The following is a 21,161-nucleotide window of genomic DNA, read 5'->3' as shown; positions in this document are numbered from 1 at the left end:
CCGCCGGAGCGCGTGCGAGGATGGGAACCATGCGCTGGCTGACTGCGGGAGAATCACACGGGCCTGCGGTCGTGGGCATCCTGGAGGGTGTTCCCGCCGGCGTCGAGGTGACCACGGCACAGATCCAGGCCGCACTGGCGCGGCGCCGGCTCGGCTACGGGCGCGGCGCCCGGATGAATTTCGAGCAGGACGCGGTGCGCGTCATCGGCGGCGTCCGGCACGGCACGACGCAGGGTGGCCCGGTCGCCGTCGAGGTCGGCAACACCGAGTGGCCCAAGTGGGAGCGGATCATGGCCGCCGACCCGGTCGACCCCGAGGAGGTCGCCGGGCTGGCCCGTAACGCCCCGCTGACCCGGCCCCGCCCCGGGCACGCCGACTTCACCGGCATGCAGAAGTACGGGTTCGACGAGGCTCGGCCCGTGCTGGAACGGGCCAGCGCCCGGGAGACCGCCACCCGTGTGGCGCTGGGCGCCGTCGCCGCGAATTTCCTGCGCCAGCTCGGCATCGGCCTGGTCAGCCACACCGTGAGCATCGGTCCCGTCGCGGTGCCCGTCGACGCTGCGCTGCCCGGGCCCGGTGACGTCGACGCGCTCGACGCCGACCCGATGCGCTGCTTCGACCCCGCGACCTCCGCGGCGATGGTGGCCGAGGTCGACGCCGCCCACCGGGAGGGGGAGACCCTCGGTGGCGTGGTCGAGGTCCTCGCCTACGGGCTGCCGCCGGGCCTGGGCAGCTACGTGCACTGGGACCGCCGGCTCGACTCCCGGCTGGCCGGCGCCCTGATGGGCATCCAGGCGATCAAGGGCGTCGAGGTCGGGGACGGGTTCACCACCGCCACCCGTCGGGGCTCTGCGGCGCACGACGAGATCCTGCACGACGAGCGCGGCGTCATCGTCCGCTCCACCAACCGCGCCGGCGGCATCGAAGGCGGCATGAGCATCGGCGACACCCTGCGCGTGCGAGCGGCGATGAAGCCGATCGCGACGGTGCCCCGCGCCCTGCGCACCGTCGACGTCGCCACCGGCGAGCAGACACGGGCCCACCACCAGCGTTCGGACGTGTGCGCCGTGCCCGCGGCCGGTGTCGTCGCCGAGGCGATGACCGCCCTCGTGCTCGCCGACGCGGTCACCGAGAAGTTCGGCGGTGACTCGGTGGCGGAGACCCGCCGCAACCTGGCCGCGTTCCTCGCCGCCGTGCCTGCGGCTCTGGACTCGTTCGGCCCCGGCGTGGCCGGATGAGACGGCATCCTCCGGCACCCCCCGCCGCCCTGCTCAAGCCGGTCGTCATCATCGGCCCGATGGCGGCCGGCAAGTCGTTCCTCGGCATGTGGATGGCCGACCTGTTCGGCTACACGTTCATCGACGCGGATCAGGTCATCGTCAGCCGGCACGGCTCGATCCAGGAGATCTTCATCGAGCAGGGCGAGGAGCGGTTCCGGGAGCTGGAACGACAGACCATCTGCGACCTGCTGGGCGAGCACCGGTTGCCCCCGCACGACGTGCACGCCAACGCGGCCGGTGCGGACAGCGGGGCCCTGATCCTCTCCGTCGGCGGCGGTGCCCCGATGAACCCGGCCGTCGCCCACGCCCTGGCCCAGACCGTCGTCGTCTACCTGCAGACCGACCTGGACACCGTGCTGCCCCGGATCAGCGGCAGCTTCACCCGGCCGATGCTCCGACCGGACCCGCGCCGCCGCTGGTCCGAGCTGTACGAGCAGCGGCGGCCCACCTTCGAGCGGCTCGCCGACATCACCCTGGACGTGCCCGGCCGGCCCATCCACGACATCGCCATCGAACTGAACAACCGCCTGCTGCACTGGGAGGAGAACGCGTGACCACCACGACGACGACCATCCGGGTCTCCGGAGCCACCAGCGCCGAGACGTACGACGTGCGGGTCGGGCACGGTCTGCTCGGTGCGCTGCCCGGGGTCCTCGGTGAACGGGTGCGGCGCGTCCTGATCATCCACCCGCGGGCCCTCCGCTCGACCGGGGAGACGGTGCGGCAGGAGCTCCTCGACGCCGGGTACACCGCGCTGCTCGCGGAGATCCCGGACGCCGAGGAGGGCAAGCACATCCAGGTCGCCGCGTTCTGCTGGCAGGTGCTCGGCCAGAACGACTTCACCCGCTCCGACGCGATCGTGGCCGTCGGGGGCGGCGCCGTCACCGACGTCGCCGGCTTCGTCGCCGCCACCTGGCTGCGGGGCGTGCGGATCGTGCACCTGCCGACGTCGCTGCTCGGCATGGTCGACGCCGCGGTCGGCGGCAAGACCGGCATCAACACCGCCGAGGGCAAGAACCTGGTCGGGGTGTTCCACCCGCCGACCGCGGTCCTCGCCGACCTCGACGCGCTGGCCACCCTGCCGCCCCACGAGCTGATCCCCGGCCTGGCCGAGGTGGTCAAGTGCGGCTTCATCGCCGACCCCGTGATCCTCGACCTGCTCGAGCGCCATCCCGAGCAGGCGACCGATCCCGGCTCGGACGTGCTGCGGGAACTGGTGGAGCGGGCGATCACCGTCAAGGCGGACATCGTCTCGACGGATCTGCACGAGTCAGGACGGCGCGAGTACCTGAACTACGGGCACACCCTGGCCCACGCCATCGAACTGGCCGAGCGGTACCAGTGGCGGCACGGGGCCGCCGTCTCCGTCGGTCTGGTCTTCGCCGCCGAACTGGGTCGGCTGGTGGGCCGGACGCCCGACGACGTCGCCGACCGGCACCGGTCCATCCTCACCGGTCTCGGCCTGCCGGTCAGTTACCGCGGGGACCGGTGGAAGACGCTGCTCGAGGGCATGCGCCGGGACAAGAAGGCGCGCGGTGATCTGCTGCGCTTCATCGTCCTGGACGGCCTGGCCCGGCCCGGCATTCTCGAGGTGCCCGACACCTCCTTGCTGTTCACCGCGTTCGGCGAGATCGCCGACTGAGGTTCACCGCCGGCTTCCGGACGCGACGCCGGCGGGTCCGATGCGCCGGAGCGGATGATCGGAGCACGTGGGGCAGCGGCGGCCCTGTAACATGGTCCGTGGCTTTTTCGAGCCCACCCGGCGTCCGTGTCGGACCCGGCCAGTGCCGGCCTCCGTCGCGCCGGCAATCATCACGACGAGAGAGCGCTCTGTGGCCACCACGAACGACATCAAGAACGGCAGCGTCCTGAACCTCGAGGGCAACCTGTGGAACGTCATCGAGTTCCAGCACGTCAAGCCGGGCAAGGGCGGCGCTTTCGTGCGCACCAAGCTGCGCAACGTGCGCACCAACAAGGTGGTCGACAAGACGTTCAACGCCGGCACCAAGATGGACTTCGCGACCGTCGACCGGCGCGACTACCAGTACCTGTACCAGGACGGCGCCGACTTCGTGTTCATGGACACCTCGGACTACGACCAGCTGACCGTGGCCGGAGAGGCCGTGGGCGACGCCGCGAACTTCATGCTGGAGAGCCAGACCGTGCAGATCGCCCTGCACGAGGGCGAGGTGCTCTCCATCGAGCTGCCGCCGTCGGTGGTCCTGGAGATCACGTACACCGAGCCCGGGCTGCAGGGCGACCGGTCCTCGGCCGGGACGAAGCCCGCCACCGTGGAGACCGGGTACGAGATCCAGGTGCCCTTGTTCCTGGAGACCGGCACGAAGGTCAAGGTCGACACCCGCACCGGGGACTACCTGGGCCGCGTCAACTGATGAGTGCCCGCGGGAAGGCCCGACGCCGGGCCTTCGAGATCCTCTTCGAGGCCGAGCAGCGGTCGCTGCCGACCGCGGAGATCCTCACGCTGCGGCGGCGGAACACCGAGGCCACCTACGGGGAGTACACCGAGCAGATCATCGACGGGGTGATCAGCCGGCAGACCGAGATCGACGAGTACCTGACCACCTACTCCCAGGGCTGGTCCCTGGAGCGGATGCCGTCCGTGGATCGGGTCGTGCTGCGGGTCGGCGCCTGGGAGCTGCTGTTCAACGACGACGTGCCGGACAACGTGGCCGTCGCGGAGGCGGTCGCGATGGCCAAGGAACTGTCCACCGACGACTCGCCGTCCTTCGTCAACGGCCTGCTCGGCCGGCTCCAGCAGCTCAAGCCGACCCTGCTGGCCTGACCCGAGTCCGGTGACCGTGTCCGGTCACCGTGTCCGGGCCAGCACCTCGCCACGGGCCGCGGTGACCGCGTGCAGCAGCCGGAGTTCCTCCTCCTGCTGCAACACGGCATTCCCCGGCCGAGCCGACTTCCCCTGCCGCCCGGTGCGGTCGAACCCGGCGATGATCCGCTGCCGGGTGAACGCCAGCGCCGTGGCGTCCCGGATGAACCGCTTCATCGGTGCCCGGGCGCCGCGGCTGCTCGCCCACGCCAACGCCTTCCGCCGACCGGCCGGCGTCGCGAGCACCTGCACCTCGGCCGGTGTGAACCACCCGGCGCGCACGTAGTCGGCGAGCCTGGCCCGGGTCAACCGCACCTCCCCGCGGCCCAGCAGCACCAGGCCCGCGACGGCGAGAACGAACAGGGGCACCTCGACCAGGACGTAGAAGCCGATGAAGCTGCCGGCCAGCGTCGCCCCGCCGTTCCACAACGCATGCAGCGCCACCGCCGGCACCAGGCCCAGCACGAACGCGAGCAGCAGCGGGACGGTGTGCTGCCGGCGGGACGCCCAGCCCAGGGCGAAGCCCAGAGAACCGGTGAACATGGCGTGCGCGAACGGCGAGAGCAGGCCCCGGCCGATGAAGACGGCCGCCAGGGAGGCGTCGATCACCCCCGCCCGGCCGAGGGTGGAACCGAAGTAGAGAATGTTCTCGGTGAACGCGAAACCCGCCGCGACGAGCATCGCGTAGACGATGCCGTCCACCGGCCCGTCCACGTGCCGCCGCCGCAACAGCACGAGCAGCAGCACGCCGAGCCCCTTGGCGAACTCCTCGACCACCGGGGCCTGCAGCACCGTACCCAGCACCTCCGACGTGCCCGGATCGGTGGCGGCACGCAGGTAACGGCGCACCGGTTCACCGATCGCCATCGTGACGACGATCGAGCCGGCCGCCCCCCACAGGAACGCGAACACCTTCGTCACCGGTGGTTCGGGTTCCCAGCGGTCCAGCCAGCGGACCGCCAGCAACACGATGGACAACGGGACCAGCGCGAGCAGCCAACAGATCACCAAAGCGCCCGCGCCCAACCGCGACACGAGCAGCACACCGACGCCGATCGACGCGGCGGCGAGGAACACGAACAGCAGGACGAGCACGACCGTGCCGCCCACGCCCCGCCGGGGCCTCGAGGGTGCCTGCCACAACGGTGCCACCGCGACCGGCCGCGCAGGGGCGGGGGAGGACCGCGGCCGCGACGGGCTGCGCCACCCGGGCGCCGACCACGCCGGCGGCGCGTGTTCCGGCGCTGGCGCGGGCCGGTAGGGCGACTGATCGTAGGGGTCGAACGTGCGGTCCTGCCGCCGGCCCGGGGTGGTCATAGGCCCCAGAATAGGTCCGGCCCCGTGGTAGCGTGGATGCCGCACCCACCCTTTAATGACCGTCCTGTGAGGCGGGGAAGGAGGAGGCAGCGGATGAGTGTGCCCCCGAACGGGACCAGGACGCGCGTCGTTCTGTCGGCTCCCGACATCGACCGGGCGCTGACCCGCATGGCCCACGAGATCATCGAGGGCAACCGGGGAGCCGAGAACCTCATCCTCCTGGGCATCCCCCGCCGCGGTTACCCGCTGGCCCGTCGGCTCGCCACCCGCATCGGGGCCATCGAGCCCGTCGCCGACCCGGCCGCCATCGTCGGTCAGCTGGACGTCACCATGTTCCGGGACGACCTGCGCCGCCACCCCGTCCGTAGCCCCCACGCCACGACGCTGCCCCCGGCGGGCGTGGACGACAAGGTCGTCGTCCTGGTGGACGACGTGCTCTGCTCCGGCCGGACCATCCGCGCCGCCCTCGACGCCCTCGCCGACCTGGGCCGGCCCCGGATCGTCCGGCTGGCCGTGCTGGTGGACCGCGGGCACCGCGAACTGCCCATCCGCGCGGATCACGTGGGCAAGAACCTGCCCACCTCCTCCGCCGAGCGGGTCCGGGTCCGGCTGACCGAGACCGACGGCGACACCGGTTTCGGCACCGCCTCAGACACCGGTCCCGACACCGCCTCCGGCGCTACCACCGACCCGGTCTCCCGGCCCGTCGACGAGGTGGTGATCGAGGGATGAAGCACCTGCTGAGCACCGCGGGCCTGTCCCGCACCACCGCCATCGGACTGCTCGACACCGCCGAACGGATGTCCGAGGTCGAGCACCGGGAGGTCAGGAAGCTGCCGGTGCTGCGCGGCCGCACCGTCGTGAACCTTTTCTTCGAGGACTCCACCCGGACCCGCATCTCGTTCGAGGCCGCCGCCAAGCGATTGAGCGCCGACGTGATCACCTTCGCCGCGAAGGGCTCCTCCGTGTCCAAGGGAGAGTCCCTCAAGGACACCGCCCAGACCCTGGAGGCGATGGGCGCGGACGCCGTCGTGATCCGGCACGCGTCCTCCGGCGCCGCCGAGCAGCTGGCCCGGTCCGGCTGGATCGACGCGGGCGTCGTCAACGCCGGGGACGGCACGCACGAGCACCCCACCCAGGCCCTTCTGGACGCGTTCACCCTGCGCCGGCACCGTGCTGCCGTCGCCGGCACCGACCCGGCCGGCACCGACCTGAGCGGGATCCGGGTGGCCATCGTCGGGGACGTGCTGCACTCCCGGGTGGCTCGCTCCAACCTGTGGCTGCTGACCACGCTCGGCGCGGACGTCACCCTCGTCGCCCCGCCGACGCTGCTGCCGGTCGGCGCGGCGGGCTGGCCGGCCCGGATCAGCTACGACCTGGACGAGGTGCTCGCCGACGGCGTCGACGCCGTGATGATGCTCCGGGTCCAGGCGGAGCGGATGCACGCCGCGTTCTTCCCGACCGCCCGCGAGTACGCCCGCCGCTGGGGCTTCGACGCCGCCCGGCTGGCCGCCCTCGACACGGCATCGGCGGCGGGCGGTCCGGCCGCCGAGACGATCATCATGCACCCCGGACCGATGAACCGGGGCCTGGAGATCGCCGCCGAGGCCGCCGACTCGCCCCGGTCCACCGTCCTGGCGCAGGTCCGCAACGGCGTCTCCGTCCGGATGGCCGTGCTCTACCAGCTGCTCGCCGGAGGCCCGGACGAGGCCGCCGACGCCGAAACCCGTTCCCCTTCCGACTCCGTGAGGTTGCCGTGACCGACTCCGTGACCGACGCCAGCGCCCTGCCCCCCGGACAGGGCCGCTACGTGATCCGTGGCGCCCGCCCGCTCGGCGGGGACTGCGCCGACCTGCTGATCGAGAACGGGCTGATCACCGCGACCGGCACCGTCGACGCGGACGGCGCCATCACCGTCGACGCCGACGGACTGGTCGCCCTGCCCGGGTTCGTCGACCTGCACACCCACCTGCGCGAACCCGGCCGGGAGGATGCCGAGACCGTGTTCACCGGTTCCCGGGCGGCAGCCCTGGGCGGCTACACCGCCGTACACGCGATGGCGAACTCGGACCCGGTCGCCGACACAGCGGGCGTCGTCGAGCAGGTCTTCACCCTGGGCCGGGACGCCGGCTGGACCGAAGTCCGCCCGGTCGGTGCGGTGACCGTGGGCCTGGGGGGCACCCGGCTGGCCGAGCTCGGGGCCATGGCCGACTCCCGTGCCCGGGTCCGGGTCTTCTCCGACGACGGCATGTGCGTGCACGACCCGGTGCTGATGCGCCGCGCCCTGGAGTACGTCAAGGCCTTCGACGGGGTGATCGCCCAGCACGCGCAGGAACCGCGGCTGACCGAGGGCGCGCAGATGAACGAGGGCCGCGTCTCGGCCACCCTCGGCCTGACCGGGTGGCCGGCCGTCGCCGAGGAGGCGATCATCGCCCGGGACGTGCTGCTCACCGAGCACGTCGGCTCCCGGCTGCACGTGTGCCACGTCTCCACCGCCGGCAGCGTCGAGTTGATCCGCTGGGCGAAGCAGCGCGGCGTCCGGGTCACCGCCGAGGTGACGCCGCACCACCTGCTGCTCACCGACGAGGAGGTCACCGGGTACGACCCGGTGTACAAGGTCAACCCGCCGCTGCGGACCGCCGACGACGTGCGGGCGCTGCGGGAGGGTGTCGCGGACGGCACGATCGACGCCATCGGCACCGACCACGCCCCGCACCCGGCCCAGGCCAAGGAGTGCGAGTGGAGCCAGGCCGCGATGGGGATGACCGGTCTGGAGACCGCGTTCTCCGTCGTCCAGCAGACCCTGGTCGAGACCGGGATGCTCGACTGGGCCGGCGTCGCCCGGATCATGTCCCAGACGCCCGCCCGGATCGGGAAGCTGCCCTGGCAGGGCGGCGGCCTGGCCGCCGGGGAACGGGCCGACGTCACCCTGGTCGACCCGGCCGCCCGACGCGTCGTCGACCCCGCGACGATGGCCACCAAGGGACGTAACAGTCCCTTCGCCGGACGGGAGCTTCCCGGCCGGGTGATCGCCACGTTCCTCGCCGGTCATCCCACGGTCCTGGACGGGAAGTCGGCCGACCCGCGGCCGCTCCCGTCGATCGCGGCGGAGGCAACCCGATGAACGGCCGCGTGCTCGCTGTGATCCTGCTCGTCGCGCTCCTCGTCGTCGTGTTCGCCCTGATGCGCCGGGGTTGGCGCGCCCGGCAGCGGCGCCAGGCGGACGTGCCCGCCCCGCAGCGGACCGGGGAGCTGGGTGAGCCGCTCGCCGGCGCCGCGGGCATGTACGTGGTCACCACCAGCGCGGGCGACTGGCTGGACCGGGTCGCCGTGCACGGTCTCGGGGTGCGCACCGACGCCGACCTGACGGTGCACCCCGGCGGGGTGCTGATCGCCCGTCGCGGCGCCGACGACGTCGTCATCCCCACCGCCGACCTCGAGTCCGTGACCACCACGTCCGGGATGGCGGGGAAGTTCGTCGAGCGGGACGGGCTGCTCGTGCTCACCTGGCGGCTCGGACCGCGCCGCGTCGACACCGGCTTCCGCGTCCGGCACGCGGGCGAGCAGGCGGCCCTGATCGCGGCGCTGCTCACCCTGCCGGGGGTGCGGCGCCGCGAGACGCCCGGCGGCGTGCCCGAGGCGGAGCCCGCCCCCGGCACCGGGCCCACCGAGCCGCCCGATTCCACCGACACCAGCGAGAGCAGGGGACCCACCGCATGACCACACCCGCCATCCTGATCCTCGAGGACGGGCGCACCTTCCACGGCCGCGCGTACGGCGCAGTCGGGCAGGCACTCGGCGAGGCCGTCTTCGCCACCGGCATGACTGGCTATCAGGAGACCATCACCGACCCCTCCTACGCCGGTCAGCTCGTGGTGCAGACCGCGCCGCACATCGGCAACACCGGTGTCAACCGCGAGGACGCCGAGTCGGTGCGCATCCAGGTCGCCGGCTACATCGTCCGCGACCCCGCCCGCCGGCCCTCGAACTGGCGCAGCGAGGTCGCCCTCGACGACGAGCTGGTCCGGCAGGGCATCGTCGGCATCGCCGGCATCGACACCCGCGCCCTGACCCGGCACCTGCGCGACGCCGGCTCCATGCGCGGCGGCATCTTCTCCGGCCCCGACGCTGAGCGGCCCGTCGCCGACCTGGCCGCCGCGGTCGCCGCCAGCCCGTCGATGACCGGCGCCCGATTGGCCGAGACGGTCTCCGTGACCGAGGCCGAGGTGATCGAACCGGCCGAGCACGGCTGGGACGGGCCCGTCCGATTCACCCTGGCCGCCGTCGACCTGGGCATCAAGGCGATGACCCCGCACCGGTTCGCCGAGCGCGGGGTACGGGTGCACGTGCTGCCCGCCACCACCAGCTGGCCGGACCTGCAGGCGATCGCACCCGACGGCGTGTTCTACTCCAACGGCCCGGGCGATCCGGCCACCGCCGACGACCAGGTGGCCCTGCTGCGCCGGGTGCTGGACGCCCGGATCCCGTTCTTCGGCATCTGCTTCGGCAACCAGCTGCTCGGCCGGGCCCTCGGCTTCGGCACCTACAAGCTCCGCTTCGGGCACCGCGGCATCAACGTCCCGGTACTGGACCGCAGCACCGGGAAGGTGGAGATCACCTCCCAGAACCACGGCTTCGCCGTCGACGCCCCGCTGGACGGGCCCGTGTTGGCCCCCGTCGGCGACTACGGCCGGGTCGAGGTCAGCCACGTGTGCCTGAACGACGACGTCGTCGAGGGCCTGCGCTGCCTGGACATCCCCGCCTTCTCGGTCCAGTACCACCCCGAGGCCGCGGCCGGCCCGCACGACGCGGCCTACCTGTTCGACCGGTTCATCGCCCTGATGGAGGATTCCCACTGATGCCCAGACGCGACGACCTCACCTCGGTCATGGTGATCGGCTCCGGGCCGATCGTCATCGGGCAGGCGGCCGAGTTCGACTACTCCGGCACCCAGGCGCTGCGGGTGCTCAAGGAGGAGGGCCTGCGGGTCATCCTGGTCAACTCCAATCCGGCGACGATCATGACGGACCCGGAGCTGGCCGACGCGACCTACGTCGAGCCGATCACTCCGGAGGTGGTCGAGAAGATCATCGCCAAGGAGCGGCCCGACGCCCTGCTGCCGACCCTGGGTGGGCAGACCGCCCTGAACACGGCCATCGCCCTCGACAGCAACGGGGTGCTCTCGACGTACGGCGTCGAACTGATCGGCGCCAACGTCGAGGCCATCAATCTCGGGGAGGACCGGGAGGCGTTCAAGGGCGTCGTCGAGCGGTGCGGCGCCGAATCGGCCCGCTCGAGGATCGTGCACAGCCTGGCCGAGGCGTTCGCCGCCGTCGAGGAGCTGAACTACCCCGTCGTCGTGCGCCCCTCCTTCACCATGGGCGGCCTCGGCTCGGGCATCGCCTACGACGAGACGGACCTGCGCCGCATCGCCGGGGCCGGCATCCGGTACAGCCCCACCTCCGAGGTGCTCCTGGAGGAGTCCATCCTCGGGTGGAAGGAGTACGAGCTGGAGATGATGCGGGACCGCAACGACAACGTCGTCGTGGTCTGCTCGATCGAGAACGTCGACCCGGTGGGCGTGCACACCGGCGACTCCATCACCGTCGCGCCCGCCCTGACCCTGACCGACCGGGAGTACCAGAAGCTGCGGGACGTCGCGATCGCGGTGATTCGCGAGGTCGGCGTCGACACCGGCGGCTGCAACATCCAGTTCGCCGTCGAGCCGGCCACCGGGCGCGTCGTCGTGATCGAGATGAACCCCCGGGTGTCCCGGTCCTCCGCGCTGGCGTCCAAGGCCACGGGGTTCCCGATCGCCAAGATCGCCACCCGGCTCGCCGTCGGCTACACCCTGGACGAGATCCGCAACGACATCACCCGGGAGACCCCCGCCTCCTTCGAACCGACCCTCGACTACGTCGTCGTCAAGGTGCCGCGCTTCGCGTTCGAGAAGTTCCCCGCCGCGGACCCGACCCTGACGACGACGATGAAGTCCGTGGGGGAGGCGATGGCCATCGGCCGGAACTTCACCGAGGCCCTGCAGAAGGCGATGCGCTCGCTCGAGCAGGCCGGCTCCTCCTTCGACTTCCGCCCGGCCGCCGCGGGGGAGAAGGAGGCCGCCCTCGCCGGGGCGGGGACCCCGACCACCGCACGCCTGCACCAGGTGCAGCGGGCGCTGCTGGCCGGGGCGAGTATCGAGGAGCTCTACGCCACGACGGCCATCGACCCGTGGTTCCTCGACCAGCTCGTGCTGCTGAACGAGGTCGCCGCCGAGGTCCGGGACGCCGACCTGACGCCGGAGCTGCTGCGCCGCGCCAAGGCCCACGGCTTCTCCGACGCGCAGCTGGGCGCCCTGACGCACCGGTCGGAGGACGTGGTCCGCGGCATCCGGCATGCCCTCGGCGTCCGGCCGGTGTTCAAGACGGTCGACACCTGCGCCGCCGAGTTCGCCGCCTACACGCCGTACCACTACTCGGCGTACGACGAGGAGGACGAGATCACGCCGCACGTCAAGCCGTCCGTCGTCATCCTCGGGTCCGGGCCGAACCGGATCGGGCAGGGCATCGAGTTCGACTACTCCTGCGTCCACGCCTCACTGGTGCTCGGCGAGGCCGGCATCGACACGGTGATGATCAACTGCAACCCGGAGACGGTGTCCACGGACTACGACATCTCCTCCCGGCTGTACTTCGAGCCGCTGACCCTCGAGGACGTGCTGGAGGTGATTGCGGCGGAGCGCCGGACCGGGGGGTTGCTGGGCGTGTTCGTGCAGCTGGGCGGGCAGACCCCGCTCAAGCTCGCGGCGCAGCTGCAGGCCGCCGGGGTGCCGATCCTGGGCACCCCGGCCGAGGCGATCGAGGCCGCCGAGCACCGCGGCGCGTTCTCGCGCGTGCTGGACGCGGCCGGGCTGACCGCACCGAAGAACGGCACCGCCGTCAGCTTCGAGGACGCGAAGAGCATCGCCGACGAGATCGGCTACCCGGTGCTGGTGCGCCCGTCCTACGTGCTGGGCGGGCGCGGCATGGAGATCGTGTACGACGAGGAGGGCCTGGCCCGGTACATCGCGCACGCCACCGAGATCACCGAGGACCACCCGGCCCTGATCGACCGCTTCCTCGAGGACGCGATCGAGATCGACGTCGACGCCCTCTACGACGGCACCGACCTGTACGTCGGCGGGGTCATGGAGCACATCGAGGAGGCCGGCATCCACTCCGGCGACTCGGCGTGCGTGCTGCCTCCGGTCACACTCGGTGCCGACGTCGTCGACCGGGTCAGGGCCGCGACCCTCGCGATCGCGGCCGGCGTCGGGGTGCGCGGGTTGATCAACATCCAGTTCGCGCTCGCCTCCGACGTGCTGTACGTGCTGGAGGCCAACCCGCGGGCCTCCCGCACCGTGCCGTTCGTGTCCAAGGCCACGGGCGTGCAGCTGGCCAAGGCCGCCGCCCTGATCGGCACCGGCGCCACCATCGCACAACTGCGGACGCCGGCCCCGGGCGAGAACGGGGAGCGGCCGGCTTTGCTGCCCGCCGAGGGCGACGGGTCCACCCTGCCGCTGTCCGCGCCGGTCGCGGTCAAGGAGGCCGTGCTGCCGTTCAGCCGGTTCCGCACCCCGGAGGGCACCGTCGTCGATTCGCTGCTCGGACCCGAGATGCGCTCCACCGGCGAGGTGATGGGCATCGACAAGCACTTCGACACCGCGTTCGCCAAGAGTCAGGCCGCGGCCAACAATGCCCTGCCCTCGGCGGGCACGGCGTTCGTGTCGATCGCGAACCGGGACAAACGGGCCATGGTACTGCCGGTCAAGCGGCTGGCGGACCTGGGGTTCACCCTGCTCGCCACCGACGGGACGGCGGAGGTGCTGCGCCGGAACGGGATCAAGGCCGGCACGGTCCGCAAGCTCGACACCCTCCACCAGGCCAGCACCGCCCGGCAGGCCGGTACCGCCCGGCAGCTGGACACCGGCCAGCGGGCGGGTACCGATGCGGGCGAGCCGGGCGCCCCGACGATCGGCGAGTTGATCACCAGCGGCGGGGTCGACCTCGTCGTGAACACGCCCACCGGCGGAGCGGCACGGGAGGACGGGTACGAGATCCGGGCCGCCGCCACCTCCACGGGCATCCCGGTGATCACCACCCTGGCCGAGCTCGGCGCGGCGGTGCAGGCCATCGAGGCCCAGCGCACCTACACCTGGTCGGTGGCCAGCCTGCAGGAGCACGCGGCCCGGCTCGCCGGGGCGCAGGAGCCGGCCCGTGCCTGAGCCCGCCTCCGTGGCCGTGCTGGGCTTCGGGCCCCGGCTGCAGCGGGCGATGACCCGCAACGGCCCCCTGTGCGTCGGCGTCGACCCGCATCCGGCGCTGCTGAGCGCCTGGGACCTGGCGGACGACGCCGCCGGGCTCGAGCGGTTCAGTCGCTCCGTGCTGGAGGCGGCCACCGGACGGTGCGCCGCGATCAAACCGCAGGTGGCCCTGTTCGAACGGCACGGGTCGGCGGGACTGGCGGTGCTCGAGCGGCTGCTGGCGGAGGCGGCGGACGCGGACGTGCTGACCATCGCCGACGCGAAGCGCGGCGACATCGGCTCCACCATGGCCGCCTACGCGCACGCGTGGCTGGCCGACGACTCCCCGCTGGCCGCGGACGCGGTGACGCTCAGCCCGTACCTGGGGTTCGACTCACTGCGCCCGGCCCTCGACCTGGCCGCCGTGACCGGCCGCGGCGTGTTCGTGCTCGCTCTCACCTCCAACCCGGAGGGCGCCGCGGTCCAGCACGCCGGCGACGACGGCGTGGGCGGCTCGGTCGCCGCCCGGATCTGCGCGGCCGCCGCCGACGAGAACGCCGCCCGCCGGTCCGCCGACAGCTGGGGCCCGGTCGGACTGGTCGTCGGAGCCACCGTCGGCGCCGCGAGCATCGACCGGCTGGGCATCGACCTGGCCGCCGTGGCCGGTCCGCTCCTCGCCCCCGGGTTCGGGGCGCAGGGTGCCGGCGTCGCGGAGGTGGCGGCCACGTTCGGGCCCGCCGTGCCGGCGGCGCTGGTCTCCTCCAGTCGGCAGATCCTGACCGCGGGGCCGAGCATGGCGGAGGTGCGCGCCGCAGTCGAGCGGACGGCCGAGGAACTGCGGGCCCTGTCCCGCGGCCGCTGACCGCGGCTGGCGCGCCGGCCTCGGGGGCGCTGCGTCCGTGCGCTGACCTGCGGGCACACCGTGCCGTCGGGGTGACCCCCCGTCCTGTTCCCGGCCACGGGCCCGGGTTACACTACCTGCACGACGCGACACGGGGGCCTTCCCACCCGCGCACCGGTGTGCTCGCGGGCCGGGGCGCGGGCTCTGTTCGACCAACAACCACGCGCCGGACGGTCCGCGAGGCCGGTCCCGGCGATCGGGACTGTGCACGGGAGAGAATCGTGGCTCTGAAACCGTTGACCACCGACGAGCGGGCGCGTGCCCGGGACAAGGCCACCGCGGCGAGGACCGTGCGAGCCGATGCGAAGGCACGGCTGAAGTCGGGGAAGGCCTCGATCGCCGCCGTGATCGACTCGGGCGCCTCGGACGAGGCGATCGGACGGATGAAGGTCAGCGAGATGCTGGAGTCGCTGCCCGGCGTGGGCAAGAAGCGTTCGGCGGCTATCATGACCGAGGTAGGCATCTCGCCGTCCCGTCGGATCCGGGGTCTCGGCGTCCATCAGCGCAAGGCCTTGATCGACTACCTCACCGCACACTAGGGTCAGCTCGTCACATCGCAGCCGTCCCGTGACGCACAGGGCACCGCAGGACCGCACCCCGGCGCCCGGACAAGGGCCCGAGCATCGTGAGCGACGAACTTCCGACGGTGATGGGCACCGATCCGGCGGCACCGTCGCCGACCGCCGACCGGGCGCGCGCCCGGTCCAGGCAAGGCGACGGCGGTCGGCTCGACGGAGACCCACGGTTGACGGTGCTGGCCGGCCCCACCGCTGTCGGCAAGGGCACCGTCTCCACGTACATCCGCGACCACTTCCCGCAGGTGTGGCTCTCCGTCTCGGCCACCACCCGGCCACCGCGGCCCGGTGAGCAGCACGGGGTGCACTACTTCTTCTTGACCCCGGAGCGATTCGACGAACTCGTCGCCACCGGCCAGATGCTCGAGTGGGCGGTCGTGCACGGGCGGCACCGGTACGGCACACCGCGGCCGGCGGTGGAGGCAGCGCTGGCCCAGGGCCGCAGCGTGCTGCTGGAGATCGACCTGCAGGGCGCCCGCCAGGTCCGGGACGCGATGCCCGAGGCCTCCTTCGTGTTTCTCGCCCCACCGACGTGGGACGAGATGGTGCGACGGCTGATCGGACGAGGCACCGAGACGGCCGACGAACAGCGGCACCGGCTCGAGACCGCTAGACTGGAACTTGCCGCAGAACCCGAGTTCGATCACACCGTGATCAACGACCGGGTCGAGCGGGCCGCGGCGGAGCTCGTCAGTCTGATGGGATTGCCGGCCCGCTGACGCACCGACCCGAGCGAGGGCTCTGCCCGACGATCCTCGAGTCACCGGCACCACCCGGCGGCTCGAGCCCCCGACCTCCTGGAGACGAACCCGTGACCACTCACGCCGAAGGCATCATTTCCCCGTCGATCGACTCGCTGCTCGAGGACACCGACTCCAAGTACGCGCTCGTCATCTACGGCGCCAAGCGCGCTCGCCAGATCAACGCCTACTACGCCCAGCTGCACGAGGGCCTCTTCGAGTACGTGGGTCCGCTGGTGGAGACCAAGCTGAACGAGAAGCCGCTGTCCATCGCCCTGCGCGAGATCGACGAGGGCCTGCTCGAGCGCAAGGCCCTCGACCCGAACGCGCCGCAGACCACGCCGTCGGCCCTGGACGACGCCGACGTCTTCGGCGACACCGAACCGCACGCGTGAGCCGGACCGGGGCGTGAAGGTCGTCCTCGGCGTCGGCGGTGGAGTCGCCGCCTACAAGAGTGCGCTGCTGCTGCGCCTGTTCACCGAGGAGGGCCACGACGTCACGGTGCTGCCGACCGCCGCGTCCCTGAACTTCGTCGGCGCCGCCACCTGGGAGGCGCTGTCCGGCCGCCCGGCGCCACGCGACGTCTTCGAGCACGTGGAGCAGGTCAACCACGTCCGGCTCGGTAGCGAAGCGGACCTGGTCGTCGTCGCCCCCGCCACCGCGGACCTGCTGGCTCGCGCCGCCCACGGCCTGGCCGACGACCTGCTGACCAACACCCTGCTGGTCGCCACCTGTCCGGTGCTGCTCGTGCCCGCCATGCACACCCAGATGTGGCAGCACCCGGCCACCGTCGCCAACGTCGCCACGCTGCGGTCCCGCGGCGTGCACGTGCTCGAGCCCGCCGTCGGCCGGCTGACCGGCGCGGACAGCGGGCCCGGCCGACTGCCCGACCCGGACGACATCCACGCCGCCGCCCTGGCCCTCCTCCGCACCGACGCCGCGGGCGGTCAGGCCGGAGCCGGCACCGCCGAGCAGGGCCGGGCCGGCGAGTCCGGTGCCCTGACCGGTCGCCGCGTGCTCGTCACCGCCGGCGGAACCCGGGAGCCGCTGGACCCCGTGCGCTACCTCGGCAACCGGTCCAGTGGGAAGCAGGGCGTCGCCCTGGCCCGAGCTGCTCGCGCCGCGGGAGCTGACGTGACCTTGATCGGCGCGAACCTGCAGGTCGAGCCGCCGACCGACGTCGACCTGATCACCGTCGAGACGAGCGAAGAACTGCGTGACGCGGTCCTCAGCGCCACGGCCACGGCGGACGTCGTCATCATGGCCGCCGCCGTCGCCGACTTCCGGCCCCGCAGTCTCGCCGCACACAAGATCAAGAAGAGCGAGGACGGCACCGACCCGGTCATCGAACTGACCCGCACCCCCGACATCCTCGCCGAGATCTCCACCCACCGGGCCCGGCCCGGCCAGGTGATCGTCGGATTCGCTGCCGAGACCGGTGACGCCACCCACACGCCGCTCGAGTTCGCCCGCGCCAAACTGGCCCGCAAGGGCTGTGACGCGCTGGTGCTCAACGAGGTGACCGCCGGGGCCGTGTTCGGGCAGGACAGCACCGCGGTGCAGGTCGTCACCCGGGACGGCGAGGTGGCCGAGGCGACCGGCTCCAAGGATGATGTCGCCGTGTTCCTCGTCGACACGGTCGCGGGGATCGCAGCCAGTACAGTGATCGGGTGACTTCCACCGATCTGCGCCTGTTCACCTCCGAGTCCGTCACCAACGGGCACCCGGACAAGATCTGTGACCAGATCAGTGACTCGATCCTGGACGGACTGCTCGCCGCCGACCCGCAGTCTCGCGTCGCCGTCGAGACCCTGGTCACGACGGGCCTCGTGCATGTGGCCGGTGAGGTCACCACGTCCGGGTACGTCGAGATTCCCCGGATCGTCCGGGACACCATCCTGCGGATCGGCTACGACTCCTCCGACAAGGGGTTCGACGGCGCCAACTGCGGTGTCTCGGTCTCGATCGGCGAGCAGTCCCCGGACATCTCCGGCGGTGTGACCACGTCCCTGGAGGTGCGGGAGGGCCGCGCGGTCGACGACCTGGACCGGCAGGGTGCCGGGGACCAGGGTCTGATGTTCGGGTACGCCAGTGACGAGACGCCGGTGCTGATGCCGATGCCGATCTGGCTCGCGCACCGGCTCTCCGAGCGGCTCACCGACGTGCGCACCACCGGGGCCCTGCCCCGGCTCCGCCCGGACGGCAAGACCCAGGTCACCGTCGGCTACGACGGGCTGACCCCGGTGACCGTGGACACCGTCGTCGTGTCCACCCAGCACGAGCCCGACTACCCACAGGACCAGCTGCGAGCCGACATCACCGAACACGTGATCGCCCCGGTGCTCGCCTCCTCCGGGCTGGCCGCCTCGGCCGCCAAGCTCATCATCAACCCGGGCGGCCCGTTCGTGATCGGCGGGCCCGTGGGCGATGCCGGTCTGACCGGTCGGAAGATCATCGTCGACACCTACGGGGGCATGGCCCGGCACGGCGGTGGTGCGTTCTCCGGCAAGGACCCGTCGAAGGTGGACCGGTCCGCCGCCTACGCGATGCGCTGGGTGGCGAAGAACGTGGTGGCCTCCGGGCTGGCCGCGCGCGCCGAGATCCAGGTGGCGTACGCCATCGGGCAGGCGCACCCGGTGGGCCTGTACGTGGAGACCTTCGGCACCGAGAAGACGGACCCCGGTCGGATCTCCCGGGCCATCCGCGAGGTCTTCGACCTGCGTCCGCTGGCCATCATCCGCGACCTGGACCTGCAGCGGCCGATCTACGCGCGTACCGCCGCCCACGGCCACTTCGGCCGTGAGGAGCCGGGCTTCACGTGGGAACTGACCGACCGCGCCGACGCCCTGCGCAGCGCCGCCGGGCTCTGAGCACACGCCGGCGACGGCGGTTCGGTCGACGGCTCCGCAGGACGGCGCTCCCGGTTCTGTCGGTGGCCGGTGCTGAACTGTGCACGGGCGCCGCACCCCACCCGGGCGCCGGGCGCACCGCGGAAGAACGGCAGGAGGGAGAACCCGATGGCTGCGTGGACGCCGGACGAGGACTCCGGCCAGGCGGCACTGCTCGACCTACCCGTCTCACGGGCGAACTCCGCGCCCGAGCCGGCCGCCGAGCCCGTGGACATCGCCCGCGTCGTCGTGGACAGCCCCCTGCCGCACCTGGACCGGCCCTTCGACTACCGCATCCCCGCGGTGATGAGCGACGCGGTCACCGTGGGCTGCCGGGTGACCGTGCGGTTCTCGGGTCGTATCCGGTCCGGGTTCGTCGTGGAACGCGTCCGGGAGCCCGACCCGGAAGGCCGGCTGGCCGAACTGCAGCGCGTCGACTCGTCCCTGCCGGTGCTCACCCCGGAGGTACTGGACCTCGCCCGGGCGGTCGCCGCCCGGTATGCCGGTGTCACCTGGGACGTGCTGCGCGCCGCGATCCCGTCCCGGGTCGCGGCGGTGGAGAAGTCCCTCGAACTGCCGCCGGAGCTGCTGCGCTGGACGGGTGACGACCCGACGGCGGGCCCGGCCGACGTGCCGGCGGCGGACGTGAGCGCGCCGGAATCCGCCGTCGCGGCGCCCGACGTCCCCGGGTCCGGCGACGGCGTTCCCGCGTCCGACGGCGGAACGGCGCCCGACGCCGCCTTCTCCCGCTACCCCCACGGGGCGGCCTTCCTCGCCCACCTGCGCGCCGGTGGCACCCCGCGCGCGGTCCTCGATGCGGCGCCCGGCCACGGTCCGCACGCCTGGCCGGACCTGCTGGCCGCCGCGGTCGTCGCCTGCCATGCCTCCGGACGTGGCGCCGTCGTCGTCGTGCCCGACCTGCGGGACCTCGCCCGGCTGGAGGCCACCCTCACCGGTCGGCTGCCCGACGGTGCCGTGGTCCGGCTCAGCGCCGACGACGGGCCGACCCCCCGCTATCGGAACTACCTCGCACTCCGGTTCGGGACCGCCCGGGTGGCGATCGGCGCCCGGTCCGCTGCCTGGGCACCGGTGCGCGACCTCGGGCTCCTCTGCTGCTGGGACGACGGCGACGATCTGCACGTCGAGCCCCGGGCGCCCTATCAGCACAGCCGCGAGGTGCTGCTGCTGCGCGCCGGCCGGACCGGGGCCGGTGTCCTGCTGGCCGGATCCAGCCGCAGCACCGAGGCGCAGCGCCTGGTCAGCACCGGTTGGGCGCAGCCGCTGAGCCCCGACCGGGACACCCGTCGGCGGACGGCGCCCCGCGTGATCAGCACCGCCGACAGCGTCCAGTCCGCGCGCGACCCGCTCGCCCGGGTGGCCCGGCTGCCCCAACTCGCGCACCAGACGGCACGCGCCGCACTCGCCCGCGGCCCGGTGCTCGTCCAAGTGGCCCGGACCGGGTACGCGCCGGCTCTCTCCTGTCAGCGGTGCCGGCAACCGGCCCGGTGCGCGCACTGCGCCGGCCCGTTGGCGGTGACCGGTCAGCACGCGCCTCCGGTGTGCCGCTGGTGTCACCGGCGTGCCGCCGCGTACGCGTGCCCCGTCTGCGGCGGCACCGCCCCGCGGATGGTTGCCGCCGGAGCGCTCCGCACCGCCGACGAGCTCGGCCGAGCGTTCCCGCAGGTACCGGTGATCTCCTCCTCGGGTGACCACGTGCGCACCGAGGTGCCGGACGAACCCGCGCTCGTCGTCGCCACCTCGGGCGCCGAGCCGGTCCCGGCGGCCGGGTACGCCGCCGCGCTGCTGCTCGACGGCGACGCGATGCTCGAACGCGAGTCGCTGCGGGCGGCCGAGGAGACGGTGCGGCGCTGGTTCGGCGCGGCCGGGCTGGTGCGCAGTGCCGCCGAGGGCGGCGTCGTCGTGGTCACGGCGGGGGAGTCCGCCGCGGTCGCCGCCCTGGTGCGGTGGGACGCCGCCGGGTTCGCCGAACGGGAGTACGCCTTGCGTCGGGAATTGGCGCTCCCGCCGGCCGTGCGGGTCGCCGCGGCCACCGGGACCCCTGACTCGGTCCGGGATCTGCTCGAGCGGGCCGAACTGCCGGAGGGCTGCCGGGTGATCGGCCCGGTGCCCGTCGCCGGTGGTGGAATCGATGATCTACCCTCGACCGGAGCCGGGGGCCGCGAGGAGCGTGCCCTGGTGTTCTTCCCCTACCGACAGGGGGAGGTGGTGGCCGCCGCGCTGAAGGCCTCTCGTGCCCGGCAGTGGGCCGGCAAGCAGGCCGCACCCGCGCACCTGCGCCTGGACGGTCCCGACCTGGTCTGACAGTGAGGATCGTGGGAC

At 72.8% G+C, this 21,161-nt stretch carries 19 protein-coding genes; 18 read left to right on the top strand and 1 reads right to left on the bottom strand.

Going from position 1 to position 21,161, the window contains the following annotated elements:
• Window positions 1-29: 29 nt before the first annotated feature.
• The 5 genes from aroC (at window position 30) to nusB (ending at window position 4,083) form a co-directional block, all read left to right on the top strand.
• Complete coding sequence (aroC, locus tag BKD30_RS05760) at window positions 30-1,238, top strand: chorismate synthase (protein ID WP_076703075.1); 1,209 nt, start codon at window positions 30-32, stop codon at window positions 1,236-1,238.
• Window positions 1,235-1,834 (top strand): shikimate kinase, encoded by a 600-nt coding sequence (locus tag BKD30_RS05755; protein WP_076703074.1) that lies wholly within the window; start codon window positions 1,235-1,237, stop codon window positions 1,832-1,834. Before aroC ends, BKD30_RS05755 begins: the two co-directional genes overlap by 4 nt.
• Window positions 1,831-2,922 (top strand): 3-dehydroquinate synthase, encoded by a 1,092-nt coding sequence (gene aroB / locus BKD30_RS05750; protein ID WP_076703072.1) that lies wholly within the window; start codon window positions 1,831-1,833, stop codon window positions 2,920-2,922. The genes BKD30_RS05755 and aroB overlap by 4 nt, the downstream gene beginning before the upstream one ends.
• Window positions 2,923-3,112: 190 nt before the next feature.
• Entirely contained in the window at window positions 3,113-3,673 is a 561-nt protein-coding gene (gene efp / locus BKD30_RS05745; RefSeq protein WP_076703070.1) for an elongation factor P, read from the top strand.
• Complete coding sequence (gene nusB / locus BKD30_RS05740) at window positions 3,673-4,083, top strand: transcription antitermination factor NusB (RefSeq protein ID WP_076703068.1); 411 nt, start codon at window positions 3,673-3,675, stop codon at window positions 4,081-4,083. Before efp ends, nusB begins: the two co-directional genes overlap by 1 nt.
• Before the next feature lie 24 nt (window positions 4,084-4,107).
• Here the strand turns inward: nusB and BKD30_RS05735 are convergent, their stop codons facing one another.
• Window positions 4,108-5,232: a PrsW family intramembrane metalloprotease gene (locus tag BKD30_RS05735; RefSeq protein ID WP_159440547.1), complete on the bottom strand. Its 1,125-nt coding sequence runs from the start codon at window positions 5,230-5,232 to the stop codon at window positions 4,108-4,110.
• 300 nt (window positions 5,233-5,532) lie between these two features.
• Here BKD30_RS05735 and pyrR point away from each other — a divergent pair, with 300 nt between their 5' ends.
• The 13 genes from pyrR (at window position 5,533) to BKD30_RS05670 (ending at window position 21,143) form a co-directional block, all read left to right on the top strand.
• Window positions 5,533-6,171 carry a bifunctional pyr operon transcriptional regulator/uracil phosphoribosyltransferase PyrR gene (gene pyrR, locus BKD30_RS05730; RefSeq protein WP_076703066.1) on the top strand — a complete coding sequence of 213 codons (639 nt, stop codon included), beginning with the start codon at window positions 5,533-5,535 and terminating at the stop codon, window positions 6,169-6,171.
• Window positions 6,168-7,199, top strand: a complete 1,032-nt coding sequence (locus BKD30_RS05725; protein WP_076703064.1) for an aspartate carbamoyltransferase catalytic subunit — start codon at window positions 6,168-6,170, stop codon at window positions 7,197-7,199. The genes pyrR and BKD30_RS05725 overlap by 4 nt, the downstream gene beginning before the upstream one ends.
• Window positions 7,196-8,563, top strand: a complete 1,368-nt coding sequence (locus tag BKD30_RS05720) for a dihydroorotase (protein WP_235861500.1) — start codon at window positions 7,196-7,198, stop codon at window positions 8,561-8,563. Before BKD30_RS05725 ends, BKD30_RS05720 begins: the two co-directional genes overlap by 4 nt.
• Window positions 8,564-8,571: 8 nt before the next feature.
• The gene (locus BKD30_RS05715) at window positions 8,572-9,159 is read left to right on the top strand and encodes a PH-like domain-containing protein (RefSeq protein WP_328586894.1); all 588 of its coding nucleotides are present in this window, start codon (window positions 8,572-8,574) and stop codon (window positions 9,157-9,159) included.
• Window positions 9,156-10,298 carry a glutamine-hydrolyzing carbamoyl-phosphate synthase small subunit gene (gene carA / locus BKD30_RS05710; RefSeq protein WP_076703061.1) on the top strand — a complete coding sequence of 381 codons (1,143 nt, stop codon included), beginning with the start codon at window positions 9,156-9,158 and terminating at the stop codon, window positions 10,296-10,298. Before BKD30_RS05715 ends, carA begins: the two co-directional genes overlap by 4 nt.
• Window positions 10,298-13,699 carry a carbamoyl-phosphate synthase large subunit gene (gene carB / locus BKD30_RS05705; RefSeq protein ID WP_076703060.1) on the top strand — a complete coding sequence of 1,134 codons (3,402 nt, stop codon included), beginning with the start codon at window positions 10,298-10,300 and terminating at the stop codon, window positions 13,697-13,699. The genes carA and carB overlap by 1 nt, the downstream gene beginning before the upstream one ends.
• A complete protein-coding gene (gene pyrF / locus BKD30_RS05700; protein ID WP_076703058.1) occupies window positions 13,692-14,579 on the top strand; it encodes an orotidine-5'-phosphate decarboxylase in 888 nt (295 codons plus the stop codon). Before carB ends, pyrF begins: the two co-directional genes overlap by 8 nt.
• Window positions 14,580-14,839: 260 nt before the next feature.
• The gene (mihF, locus tag BKD30_RS05695; protein ID WP_076703056.1) at window positions 14,840-15,157 is read left to right on the top strand and encodes an integration host factor, actinobacterial type; all 318 of its coding nucleotides are present in this window, start codon (window positions 14,840-14,842) and stop codon (window positions 15,155-15,157) included.
• Window positions 15,158-15,243: 86 nt separating this feature from the next.
• On the top strand, window positions 15,244-15,912 hold the full coding sequence (gmk, locus tag BKD30_RS05690) for a guanylate kinase (RefSeq protein WP_235861498.1): 669 nt from the start codon (window positions 15,244-15,246) through the stop codon (window positions 15,910-15,912).
• A gap of 92 nt (window positions 15,913-16,004) precedes the next feature.
• Window positions 16,005-16,328: a DNA-directed RNA polymerase subunit omega gene (rpoZ, locus tag BKD30_RS05685; protein ID WP_083956048.1), complete on the top strand. Its 324-nt coding sequence runs from the start codon at window positions 16,005-16,007 to the stop codon at window positions 16,326-16,328.
• Between the two features lie 13 nt (window positions 16,329-16,341).
• A complete protein-coding gene (coaBC, locus tag BKD30_RS05680; RefSeq protein WP_076703054.1) occupies window positions 16,342-17,607 on the top strand; it encodes a bifunctional phosphopantothenoylcysteine decarboxylase/phosphopantothenate--cysteine ligase CoaBC in 1,266 nt (421 codons plus the stop codon).
• Window positions 17,604-18,803, top strand: a complete 1,200-nt coding sequence (metK, locus tag BKD30_RS05675; RefSeq protein ID WP_076703052.1) for a methionine adenosyltransferase — start codon at window positions 17,604-17,606, stop codon at window positions 18,801-18,803. The genes coaBC and metK overlap by 4 nt, the downstream gene beginning before the upstream one ends.
• Window positions 18,804-18,950: 147 nt before the next feature.
• Entirely contained in the window at window positions 18,951-21,143 is a 2,193-nt protein-coding gene (locus BKD30_RS05670; RefSeq protein ID WP_076703051.1) for a primosomal protein N', read from the top strand.
• Window positions 21,144-21,161: the final 18 nt, after the last annotated feature.

It is taken from the genome of Tersicoccus phoenicis (genome assembly GCF_001968835.1).
Classification (GTDB): Bacteria; Actinomycetota; Actinomycetes; order Actinomycetales; family Micrococcaceae; genus Tersicoccus; species Tersicoccus phoenicis.
Note: the sequence above shows the minus strand (reverse complement) of the source record. Positions and strands in the feature narration are given on the sequence as shown.